This window comes from Streptacidiphilus sp. MAP12-20 (genome assembly GCF_041262525.1).
Lineage (GTDB): Bacteria > Actinomycetota > Actinomycetes > Streptomycetales > Streptomycetaceae > Streptacidiphilus.
The window spans coordinates 1-26,453 of record NZ_JBGCCK010000001.1 but is presented as its reverse complement, the minus strand read 5'-3'; the positions used below and the strand labels follow the sequence as shown (position 1 = coordinate 26,453).

At 69.4% G+C, this 26,453-nt stretch carries 22 protein-coding genes and 1 tRNA gene; 13 read left to right on the top strand and 10 right to left on the bottom strand.

All coding sequences use genetic code 11. The features are described 5' to 3' along the window. Nucleotides 1-174: 174 nt before the first annotated feature. The 5 genes from ABIA32_RS00115 to dnaK all read right to left on the bottom strand — a co-directional run bounded on the left by ABIA32_RS00115 (nt 175) and on the right by dnaK (nt 5,954). Nucleotides 175-1,179, bottom strand: a complete 1,005-nt coding sequence (locus ABIA32_RS00115; RefSeq protein WP_370091528.1) for a LuxR C-terminal-related transcriptional regulator — start codon at nt 1,177-1,179, stop codon at nt 175-177. A 484-nt stretch (nt 1,180-1,663) separates the two neighbouring features. Beyond that, a complete protein-coding gene (locus tag ABIA32_RS00110) occupies nt 1,664-2,143 on the bottom strand; it encodes a heat shock protein transcriptional repressor HspR (RefSeq protein WP_370091527.1) in 480 nt (159 codons plus the stop codon). Nucleotide 2,144: 1 nt separating this feature from the next. Beyond that, nucleotides 2,145-3,326 carry a molecular chaperone DnaJ gene (gene dnaJ / locus ABIA32_RS00105; protein ID WP_370091526.1) on the bottom strand — a complete coding sequence of 394 codons (1,182 nt, stop codon included), beginning with the start codon at nt 3,324-3,326 and terminating at the stop codon, nt 2,145-2,147. 88 nt (nt 3,327-3,414) lie between these two features. After that, nucleotides 3,415-4,101, bottom strand: coding sequence for a nucleotide exchange factor GrpE (gene grpE / locus ABIA32_RS00100; protein ID WP_370091524.1), 687 nt, complete (start codon nt 4,099-4,101; stop codon nt 3,415-3,417). Then, complete coding sequence (dnaK, locus tag ABIA32_RS00095; protein ID WP_370091523.1) at nt 4,098-5,954, bottom strand: molecular chaperone DnaK; 1,857 nt, start codon at nt 5,952-5,954, stop codon at nt 4,098-4,100. Before dnaK ends, grpE begins: the two co-directional genes overlap by 4 nt. Nucleotides 5,955-6,212: 258 nt before the next feature. On the opposite strand from dnaK, the gene ABIA32_RS00090 reads away from it, so the two are divergent. The 6 genes from ABIA32_RS00090 to ABIA32_RS00065 all read left to right on the top strand — a co-directional run bounded on the left by ABIA32_RS00090 (nt 6,213) and on the right by ABIA32_RS00065 (nt 13,424). Next, entirely contained in the window at nt 6,213-8,411 is a 2,199-nt protein-coding gene (locus tag ABIA32_RS00090) for a (Fe-S)-binding protein (RefSeq protein ID WP_370091522.1), read from the top strand. Nucleotides 8,412-8,503: 92 nt separating this feature from the next. Then, complete coding sequence (locus tag ABIA32_RS00085) at nt 8,504-9,334, top strand: LamG domain-containing protein (protein ID WP_370091521.1); 831 nt, start codon at nt 8,504-8,506, stop codon at nt 9,332-9,334. A gap of 62 nt (nt 9,335-9,396) precedes the next feature. Continuing rightward, the gene (locus tag ABIA32_RS00080) at nt 9,397-10,476 is read left to right on the top strand and encodes a LamG domain-containing protein (RefSeq protein WP_370091519.1); all 1,080 of its coding nucleotides are present in this window, start codon (nt 9,397-9,399) and stop codon (nt 10,474-10,476) included. A gap of 103 nt (nt 10,477-10,579) precedes the next feature. Then, nucleotides 10,580-11,617, top strand: a complete 1,038-nt coding sequence (locus ABIA32_RS00075) for a LamG domain-containing protein (RefSeq protein ID WP_370091517.1) — start codon at nt 10,580-10,582, stop codon at nt 11,615-11,617. A gap of 87 nt (nt 11,618-11,704) precedes the next feature. After that, complete coding sequence (locus ABIA32_RS00070) at nt 11,705-12,469, top strand: Yip1 family protein (protein ID WP_370091516.1); 765 nt, start codon at nt 11,705-11,707, stop codon at nt 12,467-12,469. A gap of 88 nt (nt 12,470-12,557) precedes the next feature. Then, a complete protein-coding gene (locus ABIA32_RS00065) occupies nt 12,558-13,424 on the top strand; it encodes a metal-dependent hydrolase (RefSeq protein WP_370091515.1) in 867 nt (288 codons plus the stop codon). Between the two features lie 28 nt (nt 13,425-13,452). Here the strand turns inward: ABIA32_RS00065 and dcd are convergent, their stop codons facing one another. Next, nucleotides 13,453-14,028 (bottom strand): dCTP deaminase, encoded by a 576-nt coding sequence (dcd, locus tag ABIA32_RS00060; RefSeq protein WP_370091514.1) that lies wholly within the window; start codon nt 14,026-14,028, stop codon nt 13,453-13,455. Between the two features lie 489 nt (nt 14,029-14,517). Here dcd and ABIA32_RS00055 point away from each other — a divergent pair. The 3 genes from ABIA32_RS00055 to ABIA32_RS00045 all read left to right on the top strand — a co-directional run bounded on the left by ABIA32_RS00055 (nt 14,518) and on the right by ABIA32_RS00045 (nt 17,029). Then, a tRNA-Gly gene (locus ABIA32_RS00055) sits at nt 14,518-14,588 on the top strand. A gap of 260 nt (nt 14,589-14,848) precedes the next feature. Continuing rightward, nucleotides 14,849-15,970 (top strand): hypothetical protein, encoded by a 1,122-nt coding sequence (locus ABIA32_RS00050; protein ID WP_370091513.1) that lies wholly within the window; start codon nt 14,849-14,851, stop codon nt 15,968-15,970. An 81-nt stretch (nt 15,971-16,051) separates the two neighbouring features. Further along, nucleotides 16,052-17,029: a hypothetical protein gene (locus ABIA32_RS00045; RefSeq protein WP_370091512.1), complete on the top strand. Its 978-nt coding sequence runs from the start codon at nt 16,052-16,054 to the stop codon at nt 17,027-17,029. A gap of 121 nt (nt 17,030-17,150) precedes the next feature. Here ABIA32_RS00045 and ABIA32_RS00040 read toward each other — a convergent pair whose 3' ends face one another. The 3 genes from ABIA32_RS00040 to ABIA32_RS00030 form a co-directional block, all read right to left on the bottom strand. Further along, nucleotides 17,151-18,308 (bottom strand): tyrosine-type recombinase/integrase, encoded by a 1,158-nt coding sequence (locus tag ABIA32_RS00040; protein ID WP_370091511.1) that lies wholly within the window; start codon nt 18,306-18,308, stop codon nt 17,151-17,153. Beyond that, nucleotides 18,308-18,535, bottom strand: coding sequence for an excisionase family DNA-binding protein (locus ABIA32_RS00035; protein WP_370091510.1), 228 nt, complete (start codon nt 18,533-18,535; stop codon nt 18,308-18,310). The genes ABIA32_RS00040 and ABIA32_RS00035 overlap by 1 nt, the downstream gene beginning before the upstream one ends. Before the next feature lie 187 nt (nt 18,536-18,722). After that, on the bottom strand, nt 18,723-19,229 hold the full coding sequence (locus ABIA32_RS00030; RefSeq protein WP_370091509.1) for a helix-turn-helix domain-containing protein: 507 nt from the start codon (nt 19,227-19,229) through the stop codon (nt 18,723-18,725). A gap of 387 nt (nt 19,230-19,616) precedes the next feature. Here ABIA32_RS00030 and ABIA32_RS00025 point away from each other — a divergent pair, with 387 nt between their 5' ends. The 4 genes from ABIA32_RS00025 (at nt 19,617) to ABIA32_RS00010 (ending at nt 25,187) form a co-directional block, all read left to right on the top strand. Continuing rightward, nucleotides 19,617-20,804: a DUF3631 domain-containing protein gene (locus tag ABIA32_RS00025; RefSeq protein WP_370091508.1), complete on the top strand. Its 1,188-nt coding sequence runs from the start codon at nt 19,617-19,619 to the stop codon at nt 20,802-20,804. Nucleotides 20,805-21,470: 666 nt separating this feature from the next. Then, entirely contained in the window at nt 21,471-22,460 is a 990-nt protein-coding gene (locus ABIA32_RS00020; RefSeq protein ID WP_370091507.1) for a DUF2637 domain-containing protein, read from the top strand. Nucleotides 22,461-22,618: 158 nt separating this feature from the next. Continuing rightward, a complete protein-coding gene (locus tag ABIA32_RS00015) occupies nt 22,619-23,431 on the top strand; it encodes a MobC family plasmid mobilization relaxosome protein (RefSeq protein ID WP_370091506.1) in 813 nt (270 codons plus the stop codon). Next, the gene (locus ABIA32_RS00010) at nt 23,421-25,187 is read left to right on the top strand and encodes a relaxase/mobilization nuclease domain-containing protein (protein WP_370091504.1); all 1,767 of its coding nucleotides are present in this window, start codon (nt 23,421-23,423) and stop codon (nt 25,185-25,187) included. Before ABIA32_RS00015 ends, ABIA32_RS00010 begins: the two co-directional genes overlap by 11 nt. A 458-nt stretch (nt 25,188-25,645) precedes the next feature. On the opposite strand, the gene ABIA32_RS00005 is transcribed toward ABIA32_RS00010, so the two are convergent. Beyond that, on the bottom strand, nt 25,646-26,344 hold the full coding sequence (locus ABIA32_RS00005) for a hypothetical protein (RefSeq protein ID WP_370091503.1): 699 nt from the start codon (nt 26,342-26,344) through the stop codon (nt 25,646-25,648). Nucleotides 26,345-26,453: the final 109 nt, after the last annotated feature.

The window sequence follows — 26,453 nt, the reverse complement described above, 5'->3', positions numbered from 1 at the left end:
CGTGCAACGACAGCTCCCGTACGTTGCGGAGAGGCTCGTGCATCGGTCGAACAGAGGTACAGGTGCCGGCGCCGGCAACCCTTGGGGGGATGTCTCGATGGTGCTGGGGGGAACAGGCATGCGTCCAGGAGTTGCCTGTGACATCAAACTGCCGCTCGGTGGCACGAGAGGGCGCTATCCCTCTGAACGGTCGCGACTGAGGAGTCCCAGCTGAGTGGCCTTCACGCCGGCCTCGAAGCGGCTCTCGGCACCGAGATCCTGCATCAGCGAGGCGATATGACGCCGACAGGTTCGCACCGACATGCCCAGGCGACGAGCCACGACCTCGTCCTTGAGCCCCTGAGCCAGGAGTTCGAGCAGCGAACGCTTCAGATCCCCGGAAACGTTCTGGTAGCCGGGGCCCTCGGTGTCGAACGGCTGCGAATTTATCCAGAACTGGTCGAACAGAGCGCAGAGGAAGGAGACGAGTACGGGTTCGCGGACGACCACGGCTCCGAGCGGTTGTCCGGGCTGGCTCCGCTTGGGAATGAAGGCGAGCTCACGATCGAAGATGAACATCCGCTCGGCGAGCTGGTCGGTGGTCCGGATCTCCGCTCCACCCTCCACCATCGCGCTGACGTAGGAACGCATGGCCAGTTGTGTTCTCGTGGTGTGCTGGTAGATCATCCGAAAGCGGACGCCCCGCTGGACGATGCCCAGGTCGAGCGGTAGGGCCTGCTGCAGAGCCGCGGGGTCGCGCTTTCCTCCCGGCTGCATGGTCATGGCGTCCCGGCGGCACTTCGCAGCGGCCTGATTGATCATGAGCTGCACCTCGTCGGGATCCGTGAGGATCTCGAGGCCTCCGGAGACCGTCCCGGACATGGTGCGCCCGAGGTAGGCCGGCATCAGTTGGAGCAGGCGCTCGCGGGCGTCGTCCACGGCGTTCCTGTAGGAACGGATCGCCTCCTCCAGCGGTTGGGCCAGTTTGGCCGCCGCGATCTCGGGGTTGACCGTGACGAGCCATTCGTCGTGGATCTCGTCGGGCTGGAGAAGGCAGTGGGCGACGAGCTCGTCACGGCATCGGGCCACCTTCTCGGAGTCGAGCCCGGTGGCATCCATGGCGCTCTTCGAGTCGAAGCGGCCGTCTGCGAGCGCTCGTCGGTAGACGATGACAGCGTCGCTGCTCAGAGCTCCGGGCATCTGCGGGCCGGTCATTGGCTATATGCCTACCTTGTCCGATTTTATCCTGTGACCACTTCAGGCTTGGTCACTTGTTGCCACTATCGAACACTGACTTGCGTCGGATCCGTACCCCATTGTGGTGGATAGCTGCCCTCCGGTCGGGGGCGCACTCCCCTGACTCTGTCTTTTGTCGACCCCCCCCGGTCATCTAGTGAGAGGAAGTGCTCCATGCGCACTTCGCATCGTTCGTCGTGGAGAGCGGCTCTCGCCACAGGCGTCGCGATCGTAGCTCTAGTTCTCTGTTCCGGTGTGGCTTCGGCTGACACCATTTGGCAGGGTGCGCACGGCACCATAGGCGCAGCCACCAACCCCTGAGCTCCCCGGCCGATCCTCCTCGGCGACCGGGGCAAGCGACAGTTGAGGGGCCGTGCCTCCCCGGACACGGCCCCTCAACTGGAGCAAATTGCTTGGCATGTCACCGCTAGAAACGGCTGCCGGTGGCTCAGCGTCCGCCGTCGTGCCGCCCTTTCGGGCGCCAGACGACCAGTGCGGAGCTCTGCTGGTAGGGCACCAGATCCCGCCGGTACGAGGCGTGCACCGCTGCCGCGGCCGCCTCCGCCGCGCCCTGGAGCTCGGCCACCCGCGCCTGGAGCGCGGCGACCTGGTTCTCCAGCTCGATGATGCGCTTGATCCCGGCGAGGTTGATGCCCTCCTCCTGGGAGAGCCGCTGGACCTCGCGGAGCTGCTCGATGTCCCGCGCCGAGTAGCGGCGCCCCCGACCGGCTGTGCGGTCGGGGGAGACCAGGCCGAGGCGGTCGTACTGGCGCAGCGTCTGCGGGTGCAGCCCGCTGAGCTCCGCGGCGACCGAGATGACGTAGACGGGTGAGTACTCCGTCAGCTGATAGGTCACCCGCACGCCGCGTACCGCGCCGCCGCCAACACTGCCGGTAGGTCCAACACTGCCGTCGTTCACGCCGGGCATCTCACGCCTCCTCCGCTGCCTTGAACAGAGCCGCCCGCGGGTCCTCCGCGGCCGTCGCCTCGCGGTACTTCTCCAGGGCCGACCTGGCGTCGCCCTCCGTCTCCGGGGGGACCGTCACCTCGACCGTCACCAGCAGATCGCCGCGGGTGCCGTCCTTGCGGACCGCGCCCTTGCCGCGGGCCCGCATGGTGCGGCCGTTGGCCGTGCCCGCCGGGATCTTCATGGAGACCGCCGGCCCGCCCAGCGTGGGGACGCGGATCGTGCCGCCGAGCGCCGCCTCGGGGAACGAGACCGGCACCGTCACCGTCAGGTTGTCGCCGCGCCGGCCGAATACCGGGTGCGGCTGTACATGCACGGTGACATAGAGGTCGCCCGGCTGCCCGCCGCGCTCGCCCTGCGCGCCCTTGCCCTTGAGCCGGATCCGCTGCTCCTCGCCGACGCCCGCCGGGATGCGCACCTGCATCGTCCGCGCCGAGGTGGCGCGGCCGCTGCCGTGGCAGACCTCGCAGGGGTCGTCGACCAGCAGGCCGCGGCCCTTGCAGTCGCGGCAGGGCTCGCTGAGCGCGAAGCTGCCCTGGCCCCGGCTGACGTGGCCGGTGCCGACGCAGGTCGGGCAGACCCGCGGGGTGGTCCCGGCCTTGGCGCCGGTGCCCGCGCATGCCTTGCAGGCGGCCTGGCTGGTCATCCGGATCGGGACCGTCGCGCCCTCGACCGCCTCGACGAAACTGAGGGTGACCTCGGACTCGACGTCCGCGCCGCGTCGCGGCTGCGTGGTCGTGCCACGGCCGCCGCGGCCGAAGAGGCCGCCGAAGACGTCCCCGATCCCGCCACCGCCGCCACCGCCGCCGAAGGTGCCGCCCTGACCGCCCGCGCCACCCCCGAAGAGGTCGCCCAGGTCGAAGTTGAAGCCGCCCGCGCCGCCCTGGCCGGTGCGGAAACCGCCGTTGGCGAAGAGCGCGCGTGCCTCGTCGTAGTCCTTGCGGCGCTTCGGGTCGGACAGGACGTCGTTCGCCTCGGAGATCTCCTTGAAGCGCTCCTCGGCGGCCTTGTCGCCCTTGTTGGCGTCCGGGTGGAACTCCCGGGCCAGCTTGCGGTAGGCCTTCTTGATCTCAGCGGTGGAGGCGTCCTTGGGCACGCCCAGGATCTTGTAGTAGTCCTTCTCCACGTAGTCCTTGCCGCTCAAAAGCTCTCCTCCTCACCGCATCGACAGATAAGGGCCGGGGTCGGCCGCCCTGTCGGCACCTGCCGACCGGCGGCCGACCCCGGGCCTGCTACTCGTCCGCGTCACTCTCGCCCTTGGCGGAAGCGGCGGTCTTCTCGGACTTCTGCTCGGCCGAGGCGTCCTCGTCCGCGCCCTCCTCGGCCGCACCGTCACCCGAGCCCGAGCCGCCCGGCTCCGGCTCGGCCACGGCGACCCGCGCCGGACGGATGATCCGGTCGCCGATCTTGTAGCCGGGCTGCAGGATCTGCACGCAGGTCGTCTCGTCCACATCCGCCGAGTAGCTGTGCATCAGCGCCTCGTGCAGCTGCGGGTCGAAGATGTCGCCCTGCTTGCCGAACTGCTGCAGGCCGAGCTTGGCGACGACCGTCTCCAGCGACTCGCCGACCGACTTGAAGCCGCCCGTCAGCTCGTCGTGGTCGCGGGCGCGGCCGATGTCGTCCAGCACCGGGAGCAGGTTCTCCAGGATCGCGGCGACCGCGATCTCCCGTACCGTCACCCGGTCGCGCTCGACGCGCTTGCGGTAGTTCTGGTACTCGGCCTGGAGCCGCTGGAGGTCGGCCGTGCGCTCGGTGAGTTGCTTGCGCAGCTCGGCGGCGGACTCGGTGCCCGCACCGGCCTCCTCCGCGGGGGCCGCGGCCGCGGCGGGCTTGGAGCCCGCCGCGCCGCGTCCCTTCGCGGCCTTGCCGGAAGCGGCGCCGGGCTTCTCAGCGTTGCCCTGCGTCTCCTCCGTCGTCACTTGGCACCGCCCTCGCGCTTCTCGTCGTCGACGATCTCGGCGTCGACCACGTCGTCCTCGGCGTGCGCGTCCGCGTGCGGCGCGTCCGAGGGGGCGCCGGCCGCGGCCGCGGCGTCGCCGCCGGCGTTGGCGTACAGGGCCTGGCCCAGCTTCTGGGAGACGGTGGAGAGCTTCTCGGACGACTCGCGGATGGCCGCGGTGTCCTCGCCCTTCAGCTTCTCCTTGAGCTCCGCGACAGCGGCGTTGACCTCGTCCTTGACCTCGCCGGGGACCTTGTCCTCGTTGTCCTTGACGAACTTCTCGGTCGTGTAGACCAGCTGCTCGGCCGTGTTGCGGGTCTCCGCGGCCTCGCGGCGGCGGTGGTCCTCGTCGGCGAACTGCTCGGCCTCGCGCATCATCCGCGCGATGTCGTCCTTGGGGAGGGCCGAGCCGCCGGTGACGGCCATGCGCTGCTCCTTGCCCGTCCCCAGGTCCTTCGCGGAGACGTGCATGATGCCGTTGGCGTCGATGTCGAAGGTGACCTCGATCTGCGGCAGGCCGCGCGGCGCCGGCGGCAGGCCGGTCAGCTCGAACATGCCGAGCTTCTTGTTGTACGCCGCGATCTCGCGCTCGCCCTGGTAGACCTGGATCTGCACGGACGGCTGGTTGTCCTCGGCCGTGGTGAAGATCTCGGAGCGCTTGGTCGGGATGGTCGTGTTGCGCTCGATCAGCTTGGTCATGATGCCGCCCTTGGTCTCGATACCGAGGGACAGCGGGGTGACGTCGAGCAGCAGGACGTCCTTGACCTCGCCCTTGAGCACGCCGGCCTGGAGGGACGCGCCGATGGCGACGACCTCGTCCGGGTTGACGCCCTTGTTGGGCTCCCGGCCGCCGGTCAGCTCGCGGACGACGTCGGCCACGGCGGGCATACGGGTGGAGCCACCGACCATGACCACGTGGTCGATCTCGGACAGCGCGATGCCGGCGTCCTTGATGACGTTGTGGAACGGGGTCTTGCAGCGCTCCAGCAGGTCCGCGGTCAGCTGCTGGAACTGGGCCCGGGTGAGCTTCTCGTCCAGGTGCAGCGGGCCCTCGGCGGAGGCCGTGATGTAGGGGAGGTTGATCGTGGTCTCCGTGGAGGAGGAGAGCTCGATCTTGGCCTTCTCGGCCGCCTCGCGCAGACGCTGCAGCGCCATCTTGTCCTTGGACAGGTCGACGCCGTGGCCGTTCTGGAACTGCTTGACCAGGTGGTCGACGACGCGCTGGTCCCAGTCGTCACCACCGAGGTGGTTGTCACCGTTGGTGGCCTTCACCTCGACGACGCCGTCGCCGATCTCGAGCAGCGAGACGTCGAAGGTGCCGCCGCCGAGGTCGAAGACCAGAATGGTCTGGTCGTCCTTGTCGAGGCCGTAGGCCAGCGCGGCGGCGGTCGGCTCGTTGACGATGCGCAGGACGTTGAGGCCCGCGATCTCACCGGCCTCCTTCGTCGCCTGACGCTCGGAGTCGTTGAAGTAGGCGGGGACGGTGATCACCGCGTCGGTGACCTTCTCGCCCAGGTAGGCCTCGGCGTCGCGCTTCAGCTTCTGCAGAATGAATGCAGAGATCTGCTGCGGGTTGAAGTCCTTGCCGTCGAGGTTGATCTTCCAGTCGGTGCCCATGTGACGCTTCACGGACCGAATGGTCCGGTCGACGTTGGTGACCGCCTGACGCTTGGCGACCTCGCCGACCAGCACCTCACCGTTCTTCGCGAAGGCGACGACGGACGGTGTGGTCCGGGCGCCCTCTGCGTTGGTGATGACGGTGGGCTCACCGCCTTCGAGGACGCTGACGACAGAGTTCGTCGTACCGAGGTCGATTCCGACCGCACGAGCCATCGTTGAACCCTCCAAAGAGAGGAAGTTGAGCTGAACAGACTCAAGCGTGCCTCAGAAATCCTCTTGCGTCAACAGACATGAGTGTGAGCCGCTCAACTTTATGTCGCCCTTAGGCCGCAAGGGGGCTGATGACGTAGGTCACCCGTGCTTCGGCTGTGGTTTGGGTCATGGAGTCGATACTCTCGGCATGAACTGCGATAAGTTACTGCTGAGTAGAGCTGAGTAGACGTCGCCCCGTAGGTCATGAGGTGGAGCCCCATGCAAATCGCCGCGATCATCGTGTCGCTGGTCCTCGCCGTGGTCGGCGCGGCGCTCTTCGTGCGCGCGATCCTGCAGATCTACGGCTTCGTCCGGCTCGGACAGAAGCTGCCGGCCGGCGCGCGCACCAACGACCCGACGAACCGGACGATCACCGTCGCCCGGGAGTTCCTCGGTCACACCCGGATGAACAAGTGGGGCGTCATCGGCGTCGCGCACTGGTTCGTCGCGGTGGGCTTCTTCAGCCTGGTGCTCACCCTGGTGAACGCCTTCGGACAGCTCTTCGACGCCGACTGGGTGCTGCCGGTCATCGGGAACTGGACGATCTGGTGGCTCTTCGTCGAGTTCATCGGCACGATGACCACGCTCGGCATCCTGACGCTGATCGTGATCCGCCAGCTGAGCAAGCCGAACAAGGCCGGCCGGAAGTCGCGCTTCGCGGGCTCCAACTTCGGCCAGGCGTACTTCGTCGAGGCCGTCATCCTGATCATCGGCCTGGCGATCATGACGCTGCGCGGCCTGGAGGGCGCGCTCAACGGCGTGAACCACTACGAGGTGTCCTACCTCGTCTCGTACCCGCTGGTGAAGGCGTTCTCGGGCGCGTCCGCGTCGACGCTGACGAACATGATCTACCTGACCGCGATGATCAAGATCGCGACCTCCTTCATCTGGATGATCACGGTCTCGTTGAAGACCGACATGGGTGTCGCCTGGCACCGCTTCCTGGCCTTCGCCAACATCTGGTTCAAGCGCAACCCCAAGGGCGAGGTCGCGCTCGGCGCGCTGCTGCCGATGCACTCCGGCGGCGAGCCGATCGACTTCGAGGACCCGGCCGACGACGCGGCCTTCGGCGTCTCCCAGGTCGAGGAGTTCTCCTGGAAGGGCATCCTCGACTTCTCCACCTGCACCGAGTGCGGCCGCTGCCAGTCGCAGTGCCCCGCGTGGAACACCGGCAAGCCGCTCTCGCCCAAACTGCTGATCATGTCGCTGCGCGACCACGCCTACAAGAAGGCGCCCTACCTGCTCGCGGGTGAGGACAAGTCCGGCGTCCCGGCCGCCGCCGCGGCCGAGGCCGAGCGCCCGCTGATCGGCACGGCGGAAGAGAACGGCGTCATCGACCCGGACGTGCTCTGGTCCTGCACCACCTGCGGCGCCTGCGTCGAGCAGTGCCCGGTGGACATCGAGCACATCGACCACATCGTCGACATGCGCCGCTACCAGGTGATGATCGAGAGCAACTTCCCGACCGAGGCCGGGACGATGCTCAAGAACCTGGAGAACAAGGGCAACCCGTGGGGCCTGGCCACCAAGGCACGCCTGGACTGGGTCAAGGAGCTGAAGAAGGAGACCGGCATCGAGGTCCCCGTCATCGGCGAGGACATCAACCCAACCGAGGTCGAGTACCTGTACTGGGTCGGCTGCGCCGGCGCGCTCGAGGACCGGGCCAAGAAGACCACCAAGGCCTTCGCCGAGCTGCTGCACACCGCGGGCGTGAAGTTCGCGATCCTCGGCAAGGAGGAGACCTGCACCGGTGACTCCCCGCGCCGCCTGGGCAACGAGTTCCTCTTCCAGATGCTCGGCGCGCAGAACGTCGAGACGCTGAACGCGGCGCTCGAGGACGCACCCGTGAAGCGGATCGTCGCCACCTGCCCGCACTGCTTCAACACCCTGGCGAACGAGTACCCGCAGCTGGGCGGCCACTTCGAGGTCATCCACCACACCCAGCTGCTGCAGCACCTGATCGACGAGGGCAAGCTGCTGCCGGTGAACCCGGTCGAGGGTCTGATCACCTACCACGACCCCTGCTACCTGGGCCGTCACAACAAGGTCTACAGCCCGCCGCGCGAGATCATGGACAAGGTCCCCGGTCTGCGTCAGCAGGAGATGCACCGCCACAAGGAGCGCGGCTTCTGCTGCGGCGCCGGCGGTGCGCGGATGTGGATGGAGGAGCGGATCGGCAAGCGCATCAACACCGAGCGCGTGGACGAGGCGCTGTCGCTCAACCCCGACATCGTCTCCACCGCCTGCCCGTTCTGCCTGGTGATGCTCTCCGACTCGGTCAACGGCAAGAAGAACGAAGGCGCGGCCAAGGAGTCGCTGCGCGTCGTGGACGTGGCCCAGCTGCTGCTGGAGTCGGTCAAGGCCGACCCGGCCGCGCCCGCCGCCCCGGCGGCGGAGCCGGAGCCGGTCTCGTCCTGAGCGTCTGTGAGTCTGAGCGTCTGTGTATCTCTTGGCGGCCCGTTGGATCCCTGGATCTGGCGGGCCGTCAGCGTTCACTAGGATCTTGTTCCATGACCGATCACATGAACGAAGACATGCGTGGGACGGCCAGGGGGACGAGGGGGATCGCACGCGTGCTCCGGCGCGCGTTGGCGCCGGTGGCGGCTGCGGCCGCGCTGGCCCTGGCGCCGGTGTCAGCCGTCGCCGCGCCGCACACCGGCTCGCCGACCGTTCCCGGCCACCCGAGCCTGCTGGCCGATGCCAACGGCCGCCTTCCGCTGGCCGTCACCGGCCCGAGCGGTTCGATCAAGCACATCCCCGGCGGCTGGGTGCTCGCCACTCACGGCGACGGGCGCACCTACGCCCAGTCGGCCGCACCTGCGGTGAACGTGGGCGGCGCCTTCACCGTCTCGGCCTGGGTCTACGCGGACGGCCGCGGCGGCAGCGAGTCAGCGGTCAGCCAGGGGGCCGGGACGGCGAACGCCTCCTTCAGCCTCGGCCGCGCCTTCAACCCCGGGCACTTCGCCCGGACGCCGCTCTGGGACTTCTCCGTCAGCACGGCGCCCGGCACGGTCGTCTCCGTGTTCGCCCCGGCTTCGTACCACGTCGACAAGACCTGGGCGCTCTTGACCGGTGTCTGGGACCCGAGCCGCCACCGCATCTCCCTCTACGTCGACGGCAAGCTGGCCGGCATCCAGACCGCGGCCCGCGTGGTCGTCGGGCACGGCGGCCTGCAGCTCGGCCGCGAGGCCGACATCGCCGGCTGGACCGACGCCTGGAACGGCGTCATCGGCCACGTGCAGGTGTGGAACCGGGCGCTGACCCCGGCGCAGGTCCTGGAGATCGACAAGCACGGCGGCCCGAAGGGCGTCCCGGCCGCGCACTCCTGGCTCGTGGCCTGAGGAACGGTCGTCTCCCGGGTCCCCGGCCGACCTCGGGCCGGGGGCTCGCTAGCATCGCGGGCATGACATACGGCGATCCGATACCAGCAGACGGCGACCGGACGTCGCAGCCGCCCCCGCAGCAGCCGCCCGCGCAACAGTCGGCCGCGCAGGGGCCGTTCGGCGGGCCGTCGTGGCCGACGCAGCCGACTGCTCAGGTCCCGCCGCAGGGCCCGGGGTACGGGTACCCGGGATCTGCGGCCACACCGCGCCCGCCGGTGCCGCAGCCCGACTGGAACGCGCTGGCCGACCAGCACGAGCGCGACAGCAAGCGCGGGAAGTGGCGGCTGCTTGCGGCCGTCGGCGGCGCCTTCGTCCTGGGTACAGTCACGGGCGGCGTCGCGGTCAAGGCGGTGGACGGCGGCCCGAGCGCAGCCGTGGCCGTCGCTTCCGGCCGCGCATCGGGCTCCCCCACAGCGTTGGCGTCGCCCTCCTCCTCGCCCCCGTCCCCGGTCGTCACCCGGCTCGACGACGCTGCCGGTTCGGTCCCGTTGAGCGTCGGCTCCGGCGCGAAGGTCACCGACGTGCAGGGCGCGAGGGCACTCCAGTTGACCGGCACCGCCGACGCCTTCGCCGCCGGGCCGAACGCGCTGGTCGACACGAAGGGCAGCTTCACGGTCTCCGCCTGGGTGCTGAACCAGGACTTCAGCGACACCCGGGCGGCCGTCACCCAGGGCGACCACGACTACTACGCCTTCGATCTGGGGCGGGAGTTCCGGGCCGGAAAGTTCTCCTGGATGTTCAAGGTCCAGTCGCCGACCAACAAGCCCGGCAATCCCTCCCAGCCGCTCTACGCCCGCGCCGCAGCCGCGCCCGGCGCGGCCTGGACCTTGCTGACCGGCACCTACGACGCCAAGAGCAGGAACATCTCGCTCTACGTCGACGGACGCCTCGCGCAGACCACCAGGACCAACGGCGTCTGGCCCTACGCCGGGGCGCTGCAGGTCGGCCGGGTCCGCTACAAGAGCAGTTGGACGGACGACTGGATCGGCGCGATCAGGGATGTCAGGGTCTGGCCGGTGGCTCTCTCGCCCGCGCAGGTGGCCGCGACCGCGAAGGCCCCTGGCGTGCCCGCACCGGCCCATGCCTGGCTGGTGAGCTGATCTCCTTCCGTCGTCCCCGCCTTGCCCTCCCTGTCTTGCCGTCCCTGTCTTGCGCTCCGGGCGGCCTGCCGTGGGCTCGACGGGTCCCGATAGCATCGCGCGCATGACATACGGGGATCCGATACCGGGCGACGCCAACCGATCGCAGTCGCAGGGGGCCGACTGGCCGACGCTGCCCGCGCAGCAGTCCCAGCCGCAGCCTCCCGGGTACGGCGGCGGCTACCAGCCGGCGTACACGCGTGCCCCTGAGCCCGACTGGAACGCGCTCGCCGATCGGCACCAGCGCGACAGCAAGCGCGGCAAGTGGCGCCTGGTCGGCGCCGTGGGTGGCGCGTTCGTGTTGGGAGCGGTCGCCGGCGGCGTCGGCGTGCACGCGATGGACGGCGGGACCGCTTCCGCTGCGGCCTCGGGCAAGCCGTCCGGCTCCCCATCTGCCTCCGTCTCGACCTCCGCGTCGACCTCCGCGTCGGCCTCCCCCTCGGCATCCGCCGCATCGGCCGGCGCCCTCGCGGACGCCGACGGCGACGTCTCGCTCAGCTACCAGCCCGGCGCGCAGGTGCGGCCGGGGAACGGCAGCAAGGTGCTCTGGCTGGACGGCACCCCCGACGCCTACGCGGCCGCCCCGGCACCGGTGGTGAACACCGACGGCAGCTTCACCGTATCGGCCTGGGTCATCGACAAGCGGGCCGACGGCGCGGTCATGGCGATCAGTCAAGGAGAGGGCGGCTACTACGCCTTTGCCCTGGGCCGGGACTACTGGCCGGGCCATCACGGCTGGGTGTTCAAGGTCCAGTCGGCTGCCGGGAATTCGGACAACACGTCCTACCCGGTCTACGGCAAGGGTGACGCCGCGCTGAACACCTGGGTGTTCCTGACCGGCACCTACGACGCCAAGAGCAGGACGATCTCCCTCTATGTGAACGGCAAGCTCGCCCAGTCGTCCAAGGTGCCCGGAATCTGGCACAACCCCGGTGCGCTGCAGATCGGCCGGGCGGCCTACAAGGGCCAGTTCGGCAACAACTGGGACGGCGCGATCGCGCACGTGCAGATCTGGACCGCCGCGCTGACCCCGGCGCAGGTCGCGGCGGCGCTTCACGACAAGTCCGGGGTGAAGACCGCGCACTCGTGGCTGGTCAGCTGAGTGTCCGCAGGGCTGTGCCACGTCACAGCTCTGTCCCGGCTGCCCGCTTGATCTTTTCTGTACCCGGCGGCCGGGTACCGTCAGCTTGTGCGTCTACGAGGAATCAGGATCGGCAGCGGTCGGCAGCAGGCGGAGGCCGTGACCGCGGCTTCGGGCGGGTCCGCCCCCGCGGCGGTGGCCGTCGACCCGGCCGACGAGCGGGGCCACACCCGCTCCTTCACCCTGCCACAGATGCCCGCGGCGGGAGAGCTCGACGGGGAGCACGTCACCGTCTACCGGGCCGGCCAGCCCCACCCGAAGGTCGGCTCCGACCGGCTGCACTGGCGTGAGCTGCTGCGCGGCCTGGTCCGCCACCCCACCCGGACCTTCGCGCAGATGCGCGCGCACCAGGTCTGGGGCCCGGCGCTGACCGTCTCCGCCCTCTACGGTCTGCTGGCCACCTTCGCCTTCGGCAGCACCAGCGACCAGATCCTGAGCTCGACCTTCGGCATCGCCCTGACGATCGTGCTGAGCAGCGTGGTGGGCTTCGTCCTTGCGGGGCTGATGCTGGGGTCGGTCACCCAGGCGCTGGCGCGCCGCCTCGGCGGGGACGGCGCCTACGCGCCGACGGTCGGGCTGTCCATGCTGATCGCCTGGCTGACGGACGCGCCCCGGCTGCTGCTCGCGCTCTTCGTGGCACCGGGCAATGGCGTCGTCCAGGCGCTGGGCTGGGCGACCTGGGCGCTGTGCGCGTGGCTCCTGACCGCGATGCTGCGGCAGGTGCACGACCTGCCCTGGGGCAAGGCGGCGACGGCGGGGGCGCTGCAGCTGATCATGCTGCTCGTCGTGATCAAGCTGCCCACCCTGGGCTGACCGGTCCCGCGTAGCTCGGCTTTCCGGCTTCTCTGCCCGCTTGCGGTTGAATGGTCCAGCACGAACCCATGACCGTCTGGAGCATCCCATGACCGCGCCCTCCCTCCCCGCCGTCTCCACCCAGGTGACCTTCCCCGCCGGGGACGTCGAGGGCCGGTCGACGGTCGTGGCCTGCGTTCCACTGCCGGACGGCCGCCACGGCGTCGTCGTCGAGCGCACGCCCTTCCACCCGCTCGACCACACCTGGCCGGACCAGCCGGCCGACACCGGCACGCTGGCCGGGCAGGCCGTGCTCGACTGCGTCACCGGCGGCCTGAGCCCCGAGGGTGAGCTCTCGCTGGGTGCGGACATCCCCGTGCGGCGCGGCGACGCCGACTGGTCCTGGCTCGTCGTCCACGTCGTGGCGGAGCCGGTCGCGGTGGGGGAGGACGTCGAGCTGCGCGTTGACGCCGACCGCCGCGCCGCGCTCTGCGCCTCGCACACCGGTTGCCACCTGCTCGCGCTGGCCCTGAACTCCGCGCTCGCGCCGCGCTGGCGCAAGGACCCGGGTCGCAGCGACTCGCTCGGCAGCCCGGACTTCGACTCGCTGGCCATGGACACCTCGCGGATGGACACGGCCGCCAGCTACGACGTCTACCGGATCGGCAAGTCCCTGAAGAAGAAGGGCTTTACGGCGGACGGCCTGGCGGACGAGCTCGCGGCCGTCACCGACGCCGTCAACGCCCGCCTCGCCGCCTGGGTCGCGGCGGACTCGTCGGTCCGCGTCGAGGCCCCGAGCCCGGAGCTCACCGCCCGCCGCGAATGGCACGCCTCGCTCCCGGAAGGCCATGCCTCGATCTTCTGCGGCGGCACCCACCTGCACCACCTCGGCGAGCTCGCCGCGCTGACGGCGGAGCTCCGCTTGAGCGAGGACGGCACCGAGCTGACGGTCACGACCACGCCGAAGCGGGCCTGAGGCCGGGCCTCAGATCTTCTGGATCCTTCTAGATCTTCGTCCGGTGGAAGTTCATGTAGGAGCGTGACGGCGTCGGGCCACGCTGGCCGAGGTAGCGGGAGCCGTACTTCTCGGACCCGTAGGGGAACTCGGCCGGCGAGCTCAGCCGGAACATGCAGAGCTGGCCGATCTTCATGCCGGGGTAGAGCTTGATCGGCAGCGTCGCGACGTTGGACAGCTCCAGCGTCACGTGCCCGCTGAACCCGGGGTCGATGAACCCGGCCGTCGAGTGCGTCAGCAGCCCGAGGCGGCCGAGCGAGCTCTTGCCCTCCAGGCGGGACGCCAGGTAGTCGGGGAGGGACACGACCTCGTAGGTGGACGCGAGCGCGAACTCACCGGGGTGCAGGATGAACGGGTCGTCCCCGTCCGGCTCCACGAGCCGGGTGAGGTCGGGCTGCTCGACTGCGGGGTCGATGTGGGGGTACTTGTGGTTCTCGAAGACCCGGAAGAACCGGTCGAGACGCACGTCGATACTGGACGGCTGGATCATGGCCTGGTCGTAGGGGTCGATGACCACACGACCGGACTCGATCTCGTTCCGGATGTCCTTGTCTGAGAGCAGCACGGGTCGAGGTTACGTGCATGAGCGGACCCCCGCCCAATCCGGCACGGGGGTCCGCGTCAACTCCTGATATTCGCTACGCCAGGAACTCCGCGGCTTCCCGCCGCAACGCCCGCGTGATCTGCTCCGTCGAAAGCACCGCCAGGTCCGCAGGCACCGCACTGCGCAGCCGCGCGCACTGCGGGCACCGCATCAGCCGGCCGGGGCCGATCCGTGCGGACCGCAGATTCTGCAGTGGGAAGCTCGCGGTGCTGAACAGGTGCCCTTCGGCACAACGGACGACTGTGCGCTCCATTGCATCCTCTCCCCAACGCCGTAGGCCAGCCCTGCCACCCTAGGGGATCTTCCGGACATAACGCCCACAGGCTCGCCGCCGACTCGCCATCCGAGGCGTCACGTTACGCCCACGCCGCGCACGCGCACCACCGCTGCACGTCGCGTGGCTGATGGGGTAGAGTGAGGGTGGAACGGCCGTTGCTGACGGCTGGTCAGGCGGGCGTAGTTTAATGGTAGAACATAAGCTTCCCAAGCTTAGAGCGCGAGTTCGATTCTCGTCGCCCGCTCTTCAATGAATCCCCAGGTCAAAGGCCTGGGGATTGTTTGTTGTCCAGACCATTTCCAGATCCCCGTGCCAGATTCGTGCCAGAAGGCTGCTTGCAACCCCTCGGGCTCGGCTGAATAGGGCCGTTTCCAGGTGCTGAATTGACGATCGGCATCGAACCGTCTCAAATCGCGAGACGCATCCTCTGTGACCTGCGCCACTTGGGAGTGCCTGCTTGGGTGCTGAGTCGGGGCGGGCCCTTCCTGGTTAGGCTGCTGGATCGTGACTGCTGAATCGTCCGAACTGATGACCAGGGACCTGGCGCTCACCCTGCTGGCCGCGCTGCCGGCGGAGGTCGGTCCTGGATTGAGCGACGCGGAGTTGGACGCGGTCGAGGCGCGATTTGGATTCCGCTTCGCGGCGGATCACAGGACCTTCCTGCAAGCGGGTCTTCCGCTGGGCAAGAGCTGGCCGGACTGGCGCGGCGCCGATCCCGAGGAACTGCGCGGGCGGTTGGACTGGCCGACGCACGGCGTGATGTTCGATGTCAAGCATGGCTTCTGGTACCCGGGTTGGGGCACTGAGCCCGAGAGCCGACAGCAGGCCTTGCAACTGGCGGCGGCCCGGCTCCGGGAGGTGCCGCAGTTGGTGCCCGTCTACTCGCATCGGTACTTGCCCGGCATCAAGGGGGAGATCGGTCACCCGGTGCTGTCGGTGTACCAGACCGACATCATCTACTACGGCAACGACCTCGCCGACTACCTGCGGCACGAGTTCGGCATCGGCCCGTCCCGCTCCCTCGCGGCTACGCGGACGACGCTGCCCTTCTGGTCCTACTTCCTTGACGACGACGATGGCGGGCTCGCGGAGGACACCACGACGACGCCGCACGACCCCTACGCTGCGACCGCCCAGGAGGCCGTCGAAAATCTGCGGATGCTCGCGATCGAGCTGAGCGTGGGCCGCGGCGTCGATACCGACACGCTCGTTCAGGCGGCGCTTGTCGCCTACGCCCTCGGGGCCGACTCCCCGGCACTCCGCGACCTGGCCAGCTACAGCCTCCGGGACGGGGGCGAGGCCCAGCGGCTGTTCTCGCAGGCTCTGGACGAACTAGACCTCACCGCACAGCTCCCGTCCACGGACCGCGATGCCCGGTGGACCCTGTTGCGGTGGTGGCTCGAACTCATCTCCAACGGCAGCATGGACGCCATCGAGGGTGGCAAGCTGATCAACGAGGCCGGGGACCGGCTCGGCTGCTCGGAGGCGCTTCGGTCGTTCCGTGCCTGGACGATTCAATGGGACGACTGGAGCGAGGACTGGGGGATGCCACGTGAGGTCTACAAACAGCGGATTGTCGACGACGCCCGCAGGCTTTTGGCCGGTCCGTGGCCGCCACCGTCCTGAGAGTCAAAAATCGGGTGCACGAGCCTGACCGGCCCGGACACCCCTCCATGAACTCTTGCGGAGCGGCACTAGCCTCCAGTCATGGGAGCACGAGCGCAGTATGTGGTGATCGAGGACGGCGCCTGGCAGCGGTACTACTCGCATTGGGCCGCCAATAGAGTGGTCGACGATCTGCTGCCTGGGCCCGCCGCGGCGACGCGCTGCTTCCGCGCCAACCGGGAGATCGACGCATGGCTCGACGACGTGTGGTGCGAGGGAGCCGCCCTCGTCGACCACGACCGCCGGATCCTCCTCTGGTTCGCCTTCGCTGACAGCTGGGCCGACCACCTTGCCGCCCGCATGGTACTGGCCCGGACATGGCCCGGCTGGGACGTCCGCTTCGCGCACGACGGCATGGGTGATCTGACCCACCACCTGGGCCTGGGCCGGGAACTGACGCGTGCACCAGGCTGGTTCGAGACCTTCGAGCCTTCCTGGTACTCGGACACCGAGGACGCCGAGCCCTGGTCCGTGGTCTCCCTGCGTCTGCCCGACGGAAGCGTTGGCGCCTGGGGCAGCCGGAGGGAGACTGTCGAGCACGTCGCGGACGGCCCCGGTCTGATCGACCTGCTCGTTGATGCGCCGGCCACTCCTCTGCTCACGGACATGCCCTATGGCGGTGTGCACTTCGAGCCGCAGACTCGCACCGTCTCGCTCTGGGCAGTACAGACCGTGGCAGGCATCCACAACTGGCCGTTGCCGGGCTGGGAGAACTGGACCCTGGACTTCCGTGGCGACGACCACACCCATCAGGCCCACGTGCTCGCCGCTCACTTCCCTTTCCCCCAAGTCCCGCTCGCTTCCGCACTGCGGCGGCTCAGCGACGGCCTCGGTACCCCGCCGCCCGACAACGGCGCGCTGCTTGCCCGCGCCGCGGCTGCGCCGGGTCCGGATGGCACCGTCCCCGTGGTCAACCCCGCAGCGCTGGTTCCGCACGAACCGACCGATCCCACCCCGGCCGAACTGACCGAACTGCGCACGACGCTCGATGCGTTGCTCGCGAGAGCCGCGGTCGACTGACGATCGACCAGCGCACGGGCTTGCCGCGAATCGAGGCACCATCTGGCCCGACTCACTGGCATGGTGAAAGACCAGCGGGGCAGGCCCTGTCACCAGGCCCTGCCCCGCTGTTGTGGTGCACCTACGCCTCGCGAGTCTCGCCACCGTCTTCGTGGATCGGCTGCTGACGGCGAGTCCGGATGTCGACCACGGCCGCGCTGATTTGCCTGGAGATCTTGCGCTGCTGCTCGTCAGTGGCGTGCTGGTAGACCATCGCGGCGCTGACGGAGGCGTGCCCCATGCGGGTCATCAGGTCCTTGAGGCTGGCACCCGTGTTCGCCGCGAGGGTGTTCCCCGTGTGGCGCAGGTCGTAGAAGCGAAAGCCGGGCATCCCGGCGGCGTCCCGCGCCTTGCGCCATTTGCGCCCGAAGGTGGAGCGACGGAAGGGAGCACCGCGCTCGCCGAGGAACAGGAGGCTGTCCGGCTCCTGGCCGACGTAGAGCTTGAGGTGGTGCTCGAAGTCCGGCAGCAGCATCTCCGGGATGACGATGGCGCGCTTGCCGGCCTTGGACTTGGGCTCCTTCACGACACGGTGTCCGGAACAGAGTTCGGGCGCTGCGCGCCGGATCCGGACGACGCCGTCGAGAAGATCGACGTCCGACCTGCGCAGCTCAGCCAGCTCCTCCGGGCGCAGCGACAAGAAGGCGCCCATGAACACCATCAACTGCCAGCGCGGCCCAATCAGGTGAGCGAGGTGGAGTACCTGCTCGATGGTGGCGACCGGCCGCTCGGCGGCCTGTTCCTTTGCCGCGCCCTTGATGCGGCAGGGATTGCGACGGATCAGCTCGTCGTCGACCGCCGTTTCCAGCACCGCCTTGAGCAGGCGGTAGCACTTCGCCGTCGTCGTTGCTTTACCGCTCTCCAGGAGCTCCGCCCGCCATGCGCGGACGCGGGGTGCGGTGATCTCCTTGACCTCCCAGTCGCCGAAGGCGGGCTGGAGGTAGAGCCGCAGGAGGCGACGGTACAACTCCCTCGTCAACGGAGCGAGGTCGCGCTCGGCGATCCAGGTCTGCGCGTAGGTGCCGAAGTTGACCGCGCCCGCGAGTGGGTCGCGCCAGTCTCCCCGGCGCATGTCGGTCTCGACCTCGGCTAGCCACGCGTCGGCGTCCGTCTTGGTCGGGAACGTGGTGTCAGCCGTCCGCTCCAGCCCGTCCGGGCCGAGGTAGCGGGCCTGGAACCGCCCTGACGGCAGCTTCCGGACAGAGCCGAAGCGCCGACGGCGACCGCTGTTGTTGGCCATCAGGCAGCCCTCCGCGACCGAGCGGAGGAACGGCGGATCGCCGTGACCGTGTTGGCGGCGATGTACGCGTCGAGAGCGCTCTGGGGGATGCGAACGTACTTCCCCGCCTTGACGAAGTCGATGCGCCGCTCGGCTATGAGGCGGCGGGGGAAGCGCTCGGTGGTGCCGAGGATCTCGGCGACCTCCGAGACGCTCAGGTAGCGCTGAAGCCCGTTGGGCTGTGACATAGGGGACGCCTTTCGGCGGTCACGGGGGCAACGTGACCGCTGGACTGTTCGGGATGGGCGGTGGACTTCGGTGGGGCGTCCGCGCTGGTGGCCCTCGGGGTTCGTAGCACCGGGGGTCGGTCGGCGGATGTGAGCGGGCAGGCTACGGCGACAGCGGCCGTATACCTAGAAAGATCGCGACTGGGCGTTACCCGTCGGTGCCGGGCTCGCTGCGGAGCGGGTCCTCGGGCGAGTTCGGCGCCGGGTAGAAGGTGAAGCCGCCGGGATCCGGCTCGACGCCGAGGCGCTCGGCGATCTCGTCGTATCTGGCCTCGGCCGCCTCAAGTCTGGCCTTGGCGGCGTCGGCGAGGTCCTGGGCGACCTGATGCTCCTGCTCGGCCTTCTGGATGTCGAAGCCCGCTTCCTGGAGCTCCCAGTGCGGGTCGTCGGGTCCGGCGACGGCTTCGAGCATGAAGTGGCCGGCGGGGACGTGCAGGGCCTTGGCGAGGCCGAGGGCCTCGTCGAAGCTGATACCCCGGGTGCCGTTCTCGATCTTGGCGATCTGAGTCTGGTGCATCTTGAACCCGAGGCGGCGCATGCGCTCGGCCATGTCCTCCTGGGAGAGGCGAGCCGTCGTGCGCAGGACCTTCAGGTTGTGCGCGACCAGGGCCTCGCCCTCCGGCGGGGCCCAGCGCTGGGGCTTGGCATCGTCCACTTCTTCTGCCTCCTCTCTCATGCGGACGGGTCTACATGACCACAGTTCCTAGACTATAACAGCATCGCCTGGTCAACCTGCAAGAGCATATGGCCGAATGTGGCGCAGATCACAGTGGTTCTGGCCAGGCAATATGCTGGATCCGGCTGAGTCTGCCATGCGGGGTGAGGTTGACAGCGGGCATGCGTCCGTGCATACTCATGCTGCAAGGGCATCAGAAGACGAGTCGGAGAGAGGTTGAACGTGTAGGTGCCCGCCCCGAGGAACGCGAAAACCCCCGGCGCTACGAACACCGGGGGCTGCTGGATGCCTCGCCACCGCCCATCCCAGGACAGTCGTCTGCGGCGGAACCGGGTTGCCCCCCGGAGCCGCCGAGTGAGGATCTCCATGAACGAGAGTACCGCCCCCGCCCCCCAAGCGGCACCCCAGCCCGCAACCGCGTCCCCAGCCTGTGGACAGGCTGACGCCGCCGCGCTGCTCGACGAGTTGCGCACCACCCTGGCCCGCTTCGTGGTCCTGCCCACCGGGCAGGCCCTGGACGCGACCGTGCTGTGGATCGCGGCGACCCACCTGCAGCCGGTGTGGCAGCACGCCCCGCGCCTCGCGGTGGTCGGCCCCGCGAAGCGCTGCGGGAAGTCCCGCCTGCTCGACCTGCTCACCGAGACGGTCCACAACCCCGTCATCACCGTGAACTCCACGGCGGCGGCGATCTTCCGCTCCATCTCGGACGAGCCGCCGACCCTGCTGGTCGACGAGGCCGACACCATCTTCGGCAGCCCCAAGGTCGCCGAGAAGAACGAGGAGATGCGCGGCCTGCTCAACGCCGGCCACCAGCGCGGCAGGCCCGTCCTGCGCGTGGTCGGCAAGGAGCACGCCCCGCACTCCTTCGCCACCTTCGCCATGGCCGCGCTCGCCGGCATCGGGGACCTCCCCGACACGATCATGGACCGGTCGGTCGTGATCCGGATGCGCCGCCGAGCCGAGGGCGAGCATGTCAGCCCCTACCGCACCCGCCGCGACAGCCCCGCCCTCCACGCCCTGCGGGCCCGTATCGCGCGCTGGGCCGCCAAGGTCGCCGACCAGGCCCTGCACCTGGAGCCGGTCATGCCGGTCGAGGACCGCGCCGCCGACACCTGGGAGCCCCTGGTCATCGTCGCCGACCTCGCAGGCGGCACCTGGCCCGACCGCGCCCGCACCGCCTGCCAGCGGATGGTCGCCGCCGAGGCCCAGGCCGAACAGGACAACCCGTCCAACGCCCGGATCCTCGCCGACATCCGCCGCGCCTTCGCCGCCGCTGGTGATCCGGAGAGCATGTCCACCGACGCCCTGCTCTACCGCCTCAACTCCGACCCCGAGGCCCCCTGGGCCGAGGCCGGGCGCGGCGGGCTGAACCCGCGCGCCCTGGCCGGGATGCTGCGCGAGTACGGCATCCGCTCCGGCAACGTCCGCATGCCCGACCAGACCCAGCTCAAGGGCTACCTGCGCACCAAGTTCACCGACGCCTGGAAGCGCTACTGCCCCACCGTCCACCCCCTCACCAGCGGTGACGTCAGCAGGGCCGCGCAGCCCGACTGAGCCGCCGAGCCAGCCCCCGCTGGCTTCAATCACGAAAATCCGGACCCGTTCAATCGATAATCGCCGCGATTTTTAGTGATTCGAACCGGTGGGGGAGCGTCTCACCCCGATCAGCCACAGGGCGTTCAGAATCTGAACAGGAGCCCGTTCAGATTCTGAACAAGCCAGCCGTTCAGCTTCTGAACAGCGGCTGGAGGTGGGCCCAGGCCACACCTGCCCGGCCCGTGCTGCCGCCCAGGCTGAGTTCCCTGGTGGAACGCGCGCCGTGTTCTCTCGTGGAACGCAGCGCTTGTTCCCCGAGTGAACGGCGGCTGCGGGCAGCCCTGGCCATCCGCGTCTCGTGCCGTCCTTGCCGTCCCAGCCGTATAACGGCAGGTCAACGGCCATGTAGCCAAGACGGCAGAGCGTCCCAAGACGGATAGCGATCCGTCCCGGGACGCCGGCGGGGGCACGGCCCGCTCCCATCGCGGCCCGTCAGGCGCACCGTCACCACCTCGGTCCAACGGGACCGGCAGGACGCCGAGACGCGCCGCCGGACGGCGCGAAGACGCCACGCCATGGCGCTGCCGTACCCGGCCTGACCTGCGACGTCAACGGCAAGACGGCCAAGACGGATCACCGCACACCACCACCAAGACCTCACCCCTGAAGGGGACACCCACACCCATGTCCGACGCCCCCGCCATACCCGCCCACCCATCCGCTCCGGCCAGCGGTCACCGCGCCACCTGGTGGGACCGCTGCGCGATCGTGCTGCTCGGCGTAGCCGGATGCGCCCTGTCCTACGACGCGCTGCGGCAGATGGCCACCGCCGTTCACGTCCGCCCCACCCTGACCTACCTCTTCCCCGTGGTCATCGACGGCTTCATCGCCTACGGGGTGCGGGCCCTGCTGGTCCTGCGCGAGGCTCCGCTGCCCGCAAGGCTGTACGCGTGGGGGCTGTTCATCGCGGCGAGCGCCGCGAGCATCTGGGCGAACGGCCTGCACGCCCTGGACCTGAACCGTCCCGGCACGGTCACCCTGCACCTGGACGACACCACCGTCACGGTCCTGTCCTCGGTCGCGCCGCTCGCCCTGGCCGGAGCGACGCACCTGCACATCCTGATCACCCGCTACGGCGGCACATTCACCAAGCCCGTCCCCACGCCGCCGGTGCCCGCGACCCCGGCCGGGGTTCAGGACGGTACGCAACCGGTGCCCGAGCAGGCCGCCGAGGTTCCGTACACCGCCTCCGCAGCGATGCCGGCGGCACCGCCCCAGCAGCCGAGCCTCGCTCTCGCCGCCTCCACCGAGGCAGAGTTCGCCCCTTCACCGTCGTCCGACGGAACCGAGCCCGAGGCCGGGCACGACGGCGACGACGATCCGGGCGTCGCCCAGGACGACACCGAGACCGAGCCGGAACCCGAAGGCCAGGACCCAGAGGAGGGTTCGGGTTCGGCCCCTGCCGCGAAGGCAGGCGGGCGTCCCGCGCTGGCCTCGATCGCGGAGCTGGCCGACGTCATCGCCGCCGCGCACCCCGACGGTTCCGGACTGACGCGCGACAGCGCCCGAAAGGCCCTCGCCGCGGCTGGCCTCGGCGCTGGCACCGACCGGCTGACCGAAGCAATGGCCCTGGTGCGGCGGCGATCCGAAGCCCGCGAGCACCCCGCCGACTGACCCCGCATCAACGGGCCGCTGCCCGGACCTGAACCGGTTCCGGGCAGCGCCCGCTTCCCGACCCCCTACCGGAGAAGTCCGGCCAGGCCAAACCGTCGAATCTCCGCACACTCGCCACCTCACACCCGTCCGAGCAACGACTGGAGCCCCCGCCCCTCGTGAGCCGCAACCCCTTCTCCCGCAAGTCCCGCACGACCGAAGCGCCGCCAGCCGCTAGCCTCGCCGCAGGGCAACCGCCCACGCTCGACCGCAGCATCATCGGGGACGGCCTCCCCTCGACAGCGGAGCAAGCTGGGGCGAAGTCCACATCGCCTGACGGCGATGCGGACTTCGCGCTTGTGCCCGCCCTGGCCCACGGGGCCGCGACCGGAGCAGAGGCGGGGGTTGGGGCCGAGCGCGGCCACCACCAGGACCAGCCCGACGACGACGCGCGCTTCGCGCCGACCGTCACTCCTGCCGAGTTCGTCCACCGCGGCGTCGCCGCGAACGACATCCCCGCACCCGCTCACGACGACTCCGTGCCCGGCGCCGCACGTCGCCGGCACCTGAGTGACGTCCTGTACCGGCCGCGCTCCGGTATCACGCGCTCGGTGCAGCTGACATGCTCGGCTGAACCAGCGGAACGCGTGTTCCTCAAGCGCGCTGCCCAGGAGGCCGGTCGCTCCCTTTCCGGGTACCTGATGGACGCTGGCCTCGCGTTCGCGCACGCCTACCTGCCCGACCAGCGTCCCGAGGGCGTGCCCGCGCTGCCGTCGCCGCAGGCCACCCAGGACCTGATGGTCCTGTTCGGGAAGCTGATCCGGGAGTTCGGCCGTATCGGGAACAACCTCAACCAGCTCATGCGCGCCGTCAACAGCGGCGTGCTGCCCGACCGGGCCGAGGAGATCCTCGACGAGCTGCACCAGGTCGCGGTGCTGGCCCGCCGCGCCCTGGAGCAGGTCCTGGACGGAGGTGGCCGCCGTGGTGCCTGACGTCTCCACCGGCGACCGCTCCCGCGGCCTGCTCTCCTACCTCTTCGGCCCCGGCCGCCGCGACGAGCACACCGACCCGCACATCGTCGCCGCCTTCGCCATGCCAGGCCTGATCGATCCCGGCCGCGTTCCGCTCGACCAGCACCAGGCCGCGCTCACCGAGTTGGCCGACTACCTCGACCAGCCCGTGCGGCTGCGCGAGCAGCGCCTGGGCAAGAAGGTGCCGCAGCACGTGTGGCACTGCCCCGTCCGCACCGCCCCCGGCGACCGCTACCTCACCGACGCCGAGTGGGCCGAGGTCGCCCGCCGCATCGTGCACGCCACCGGCATCGCCGAACACGGCGACGACGCCGCCTGCCGCTGGATCGCCGTCCGCCACGCCGAGGACCACATCCACATCATGGCCACCAGCGTCCGCGAGGACGGCCGCCGACCCCGCAACAAGGGCGACGGCCGCCGCGCCCAGGAGGAATGCCGTCGCATCGAGGCCGAACTCGGGCTGCGGCGGCTCAAGTCCGGCGACGGCACCGCGCCCAAGACTCCGACCAGCGCCGAGCGCGCCAAGGCCGAGCGCCAGGGCCGCAAGAACACCGCGCGGGTCTGGCTGCGCGAGCACGCCTACGCCGCCGCAGCCGCCGCGCGGGACGAGGCCGAGTTCTTCGCGGTCCTCACCGCCCTCGGCGTGAACGTCCGGCCACGCCTCGGACCCGTGACCGGAGAGGTCACCGGCTACAGTCTCGCCGCGCCCGGCGACACCAACAGCAAGGGGGAGCTGATCTTTTACGGCGGCTCCGAACTCGCACCCGACCTGTCCGTGATCCGGCTCCGCGAACGCTTCACCCCCGCCGAGGAGGACAGCGTGCAGACGGTGTCGGTCGTCCGCGTCGACCGTCAGGCCGATGCGGGCAGCACCTGGCAGCGTGCCGACACCGAGCTGCGCACCGCGTTCGCACTCGTCGCTCAGGCCACGGACGGATCGGCGAGCGCGGAGATGGACGCCCAGGTCCAGGCGCAGGCGGCGGCGTTCGCCGAACTGCTCCACAACACCGCCGCCGCGGCACCGCGCCAGCTCCGCGCCGAACTGCGCGCCGCAGCAGCAACGTTCGGCCGCGCCAACCGGTCAGCGATCCGCGCCGAGCACCGGGCCGCCGACGCACTGCGCCAGGCCGGAAGGGCGCTGCTGACCGTGCCCGGAAGCAAGGACGGCGACTTCGTCACCGCCGCACTTGTCTCCGCGGTTTTCCTGCTCATCGCCCTGGGGGAGTGGCACACCCAGCGCGGCCACGAGCAGCAAGCCGCAGCCGCCCACCAGGCCCTCGCCCACCTCCGGAGCGCCCAACAGCAGGCCGCCCAGCCCCGACTCGCGCAGCTCACCGACCGCACCCCCAATCGAGAGGAGGCCGACCGGCTCGCCGTCGTCGTGCGGACGGTCGTGCCCGAGCACGCCCAGCGGATCCTCACCGACCCCGCCTGGCCCGCCCTGGCGACCACACTCGCCCAAGCCGAATCCGCCGGCACCCCCGCTCGCCGCGCTCTCGCCGACCTGACCGGACAACGCGAACTCGCCACCGCCGACCACCCCGCCGAAGTCCTCCTGTGGCGCCTGCGCAACCACACCGCCGACCAGATCAACCGCCGCACCAACGCCGCCACCCACCGCAGCGCCACCCGTCGAACCCCCATCACACCCGGCACCGGAGTCGCACCTGGCCAGCCGCGCCCGATCGACACCGACCACCGACGCCGCACCCGCTGACACAGAGATCGGAGCCGAGCGCAGGAGAGATTTCAACGCGAAGCCCGGCGAATTTCAAAGTGAAATTCTCCGATTTCGCATTGGAATCTCAGCCGGTAGCGACGGTAGCCGTCGGTCACGCAGACGTGGGCCAGGACGGGAGGGGCCACCGCGCTCGCGGCAGTAGGCAGCTGGGTCTGGTCGAAGCCCAGCCCAGCTGAGCATCTTGGCTCTGATCAGCGAGAACAACCCGCCGAAGTCCCCCTGCGGCGCTTGCAGAACGCCACCGCCGACGGGATGCATGAACGGCTTTGAAGCGTGATCACCCGCTGCACCACGCGTCTGGGGCCGACCAGGCTGCACCCGGCTACCCGACCGCCAGCCGGGGCCAACAGATACCAACTACTGAGGTCGCACTGTGAGACGCGCAGGCGTCACCATCTACGCCGTCCGGACAGGACGGAACTCCCCTGCCCAGGTCAGGATTTCGGTGCTCCCTCTGCTTCCGCATTTGCCGGAACGACCGGACCGGTGCGTCGCGATGTGGGTGCCTCCTCAAGGAATTTGTCGGCCAGTTGGTCCGTCCAGGCAGACCAGAGGCCCATCTCCTCCACCTGCCGGCGATAGCGCGTGTAATCCGCGCCGGAATACAGCTCGCGGACGCGCTTGAGGCGGATGAGCGTCAGGTAGTTCCGCTGTGCCCAGCGAGTGGCGTCCTGCAGCACGGCTCGCAGATGGTCTTCGGGGTACTCATACGTGCTCGGGAGAACAAAATCGATGTAGGCGCTGCCCTGCTTGGTGATTGCGGCATCGAGTTGGAGCGCGACGAACTGGCAGCCCATCGAGCCAGCCAGCGACTCCATCACCCGTAGGTGATCCGCGCGGAAGTCCACGCCCACCCAGATGGCATGACTCGCGTTGATCTCCGCGGCGCACGTGATGAGCCGCCCGAGGTGATCCGCGTCAGAGCGCTCAAGCTGGTTCTCGATCACAACGAAGCGGTCGGCTCCATCGACCTTGGTCTTGGCCAGAACATCGATCCTGTAGCCAGCGATCTTCTGCTCCGTCCCGACGAGCTCCAACCTGCTCTCCAGGTACATCGCGTTGCCTATGCGCCCGAGGTGCTTCGCGACCCACGGCGTCAGATCCTTGGCCTCGTAGGCGAAGTAGTCACGCATTTCATCTGCCGATTTTGTCCTACTTCGGTTGATGCTTGACACTGCGGCTTCAGTTGATGCTTGACACCTGTCAGCTGACATAGCTTCCTGACGATCGGTCAACGATCTC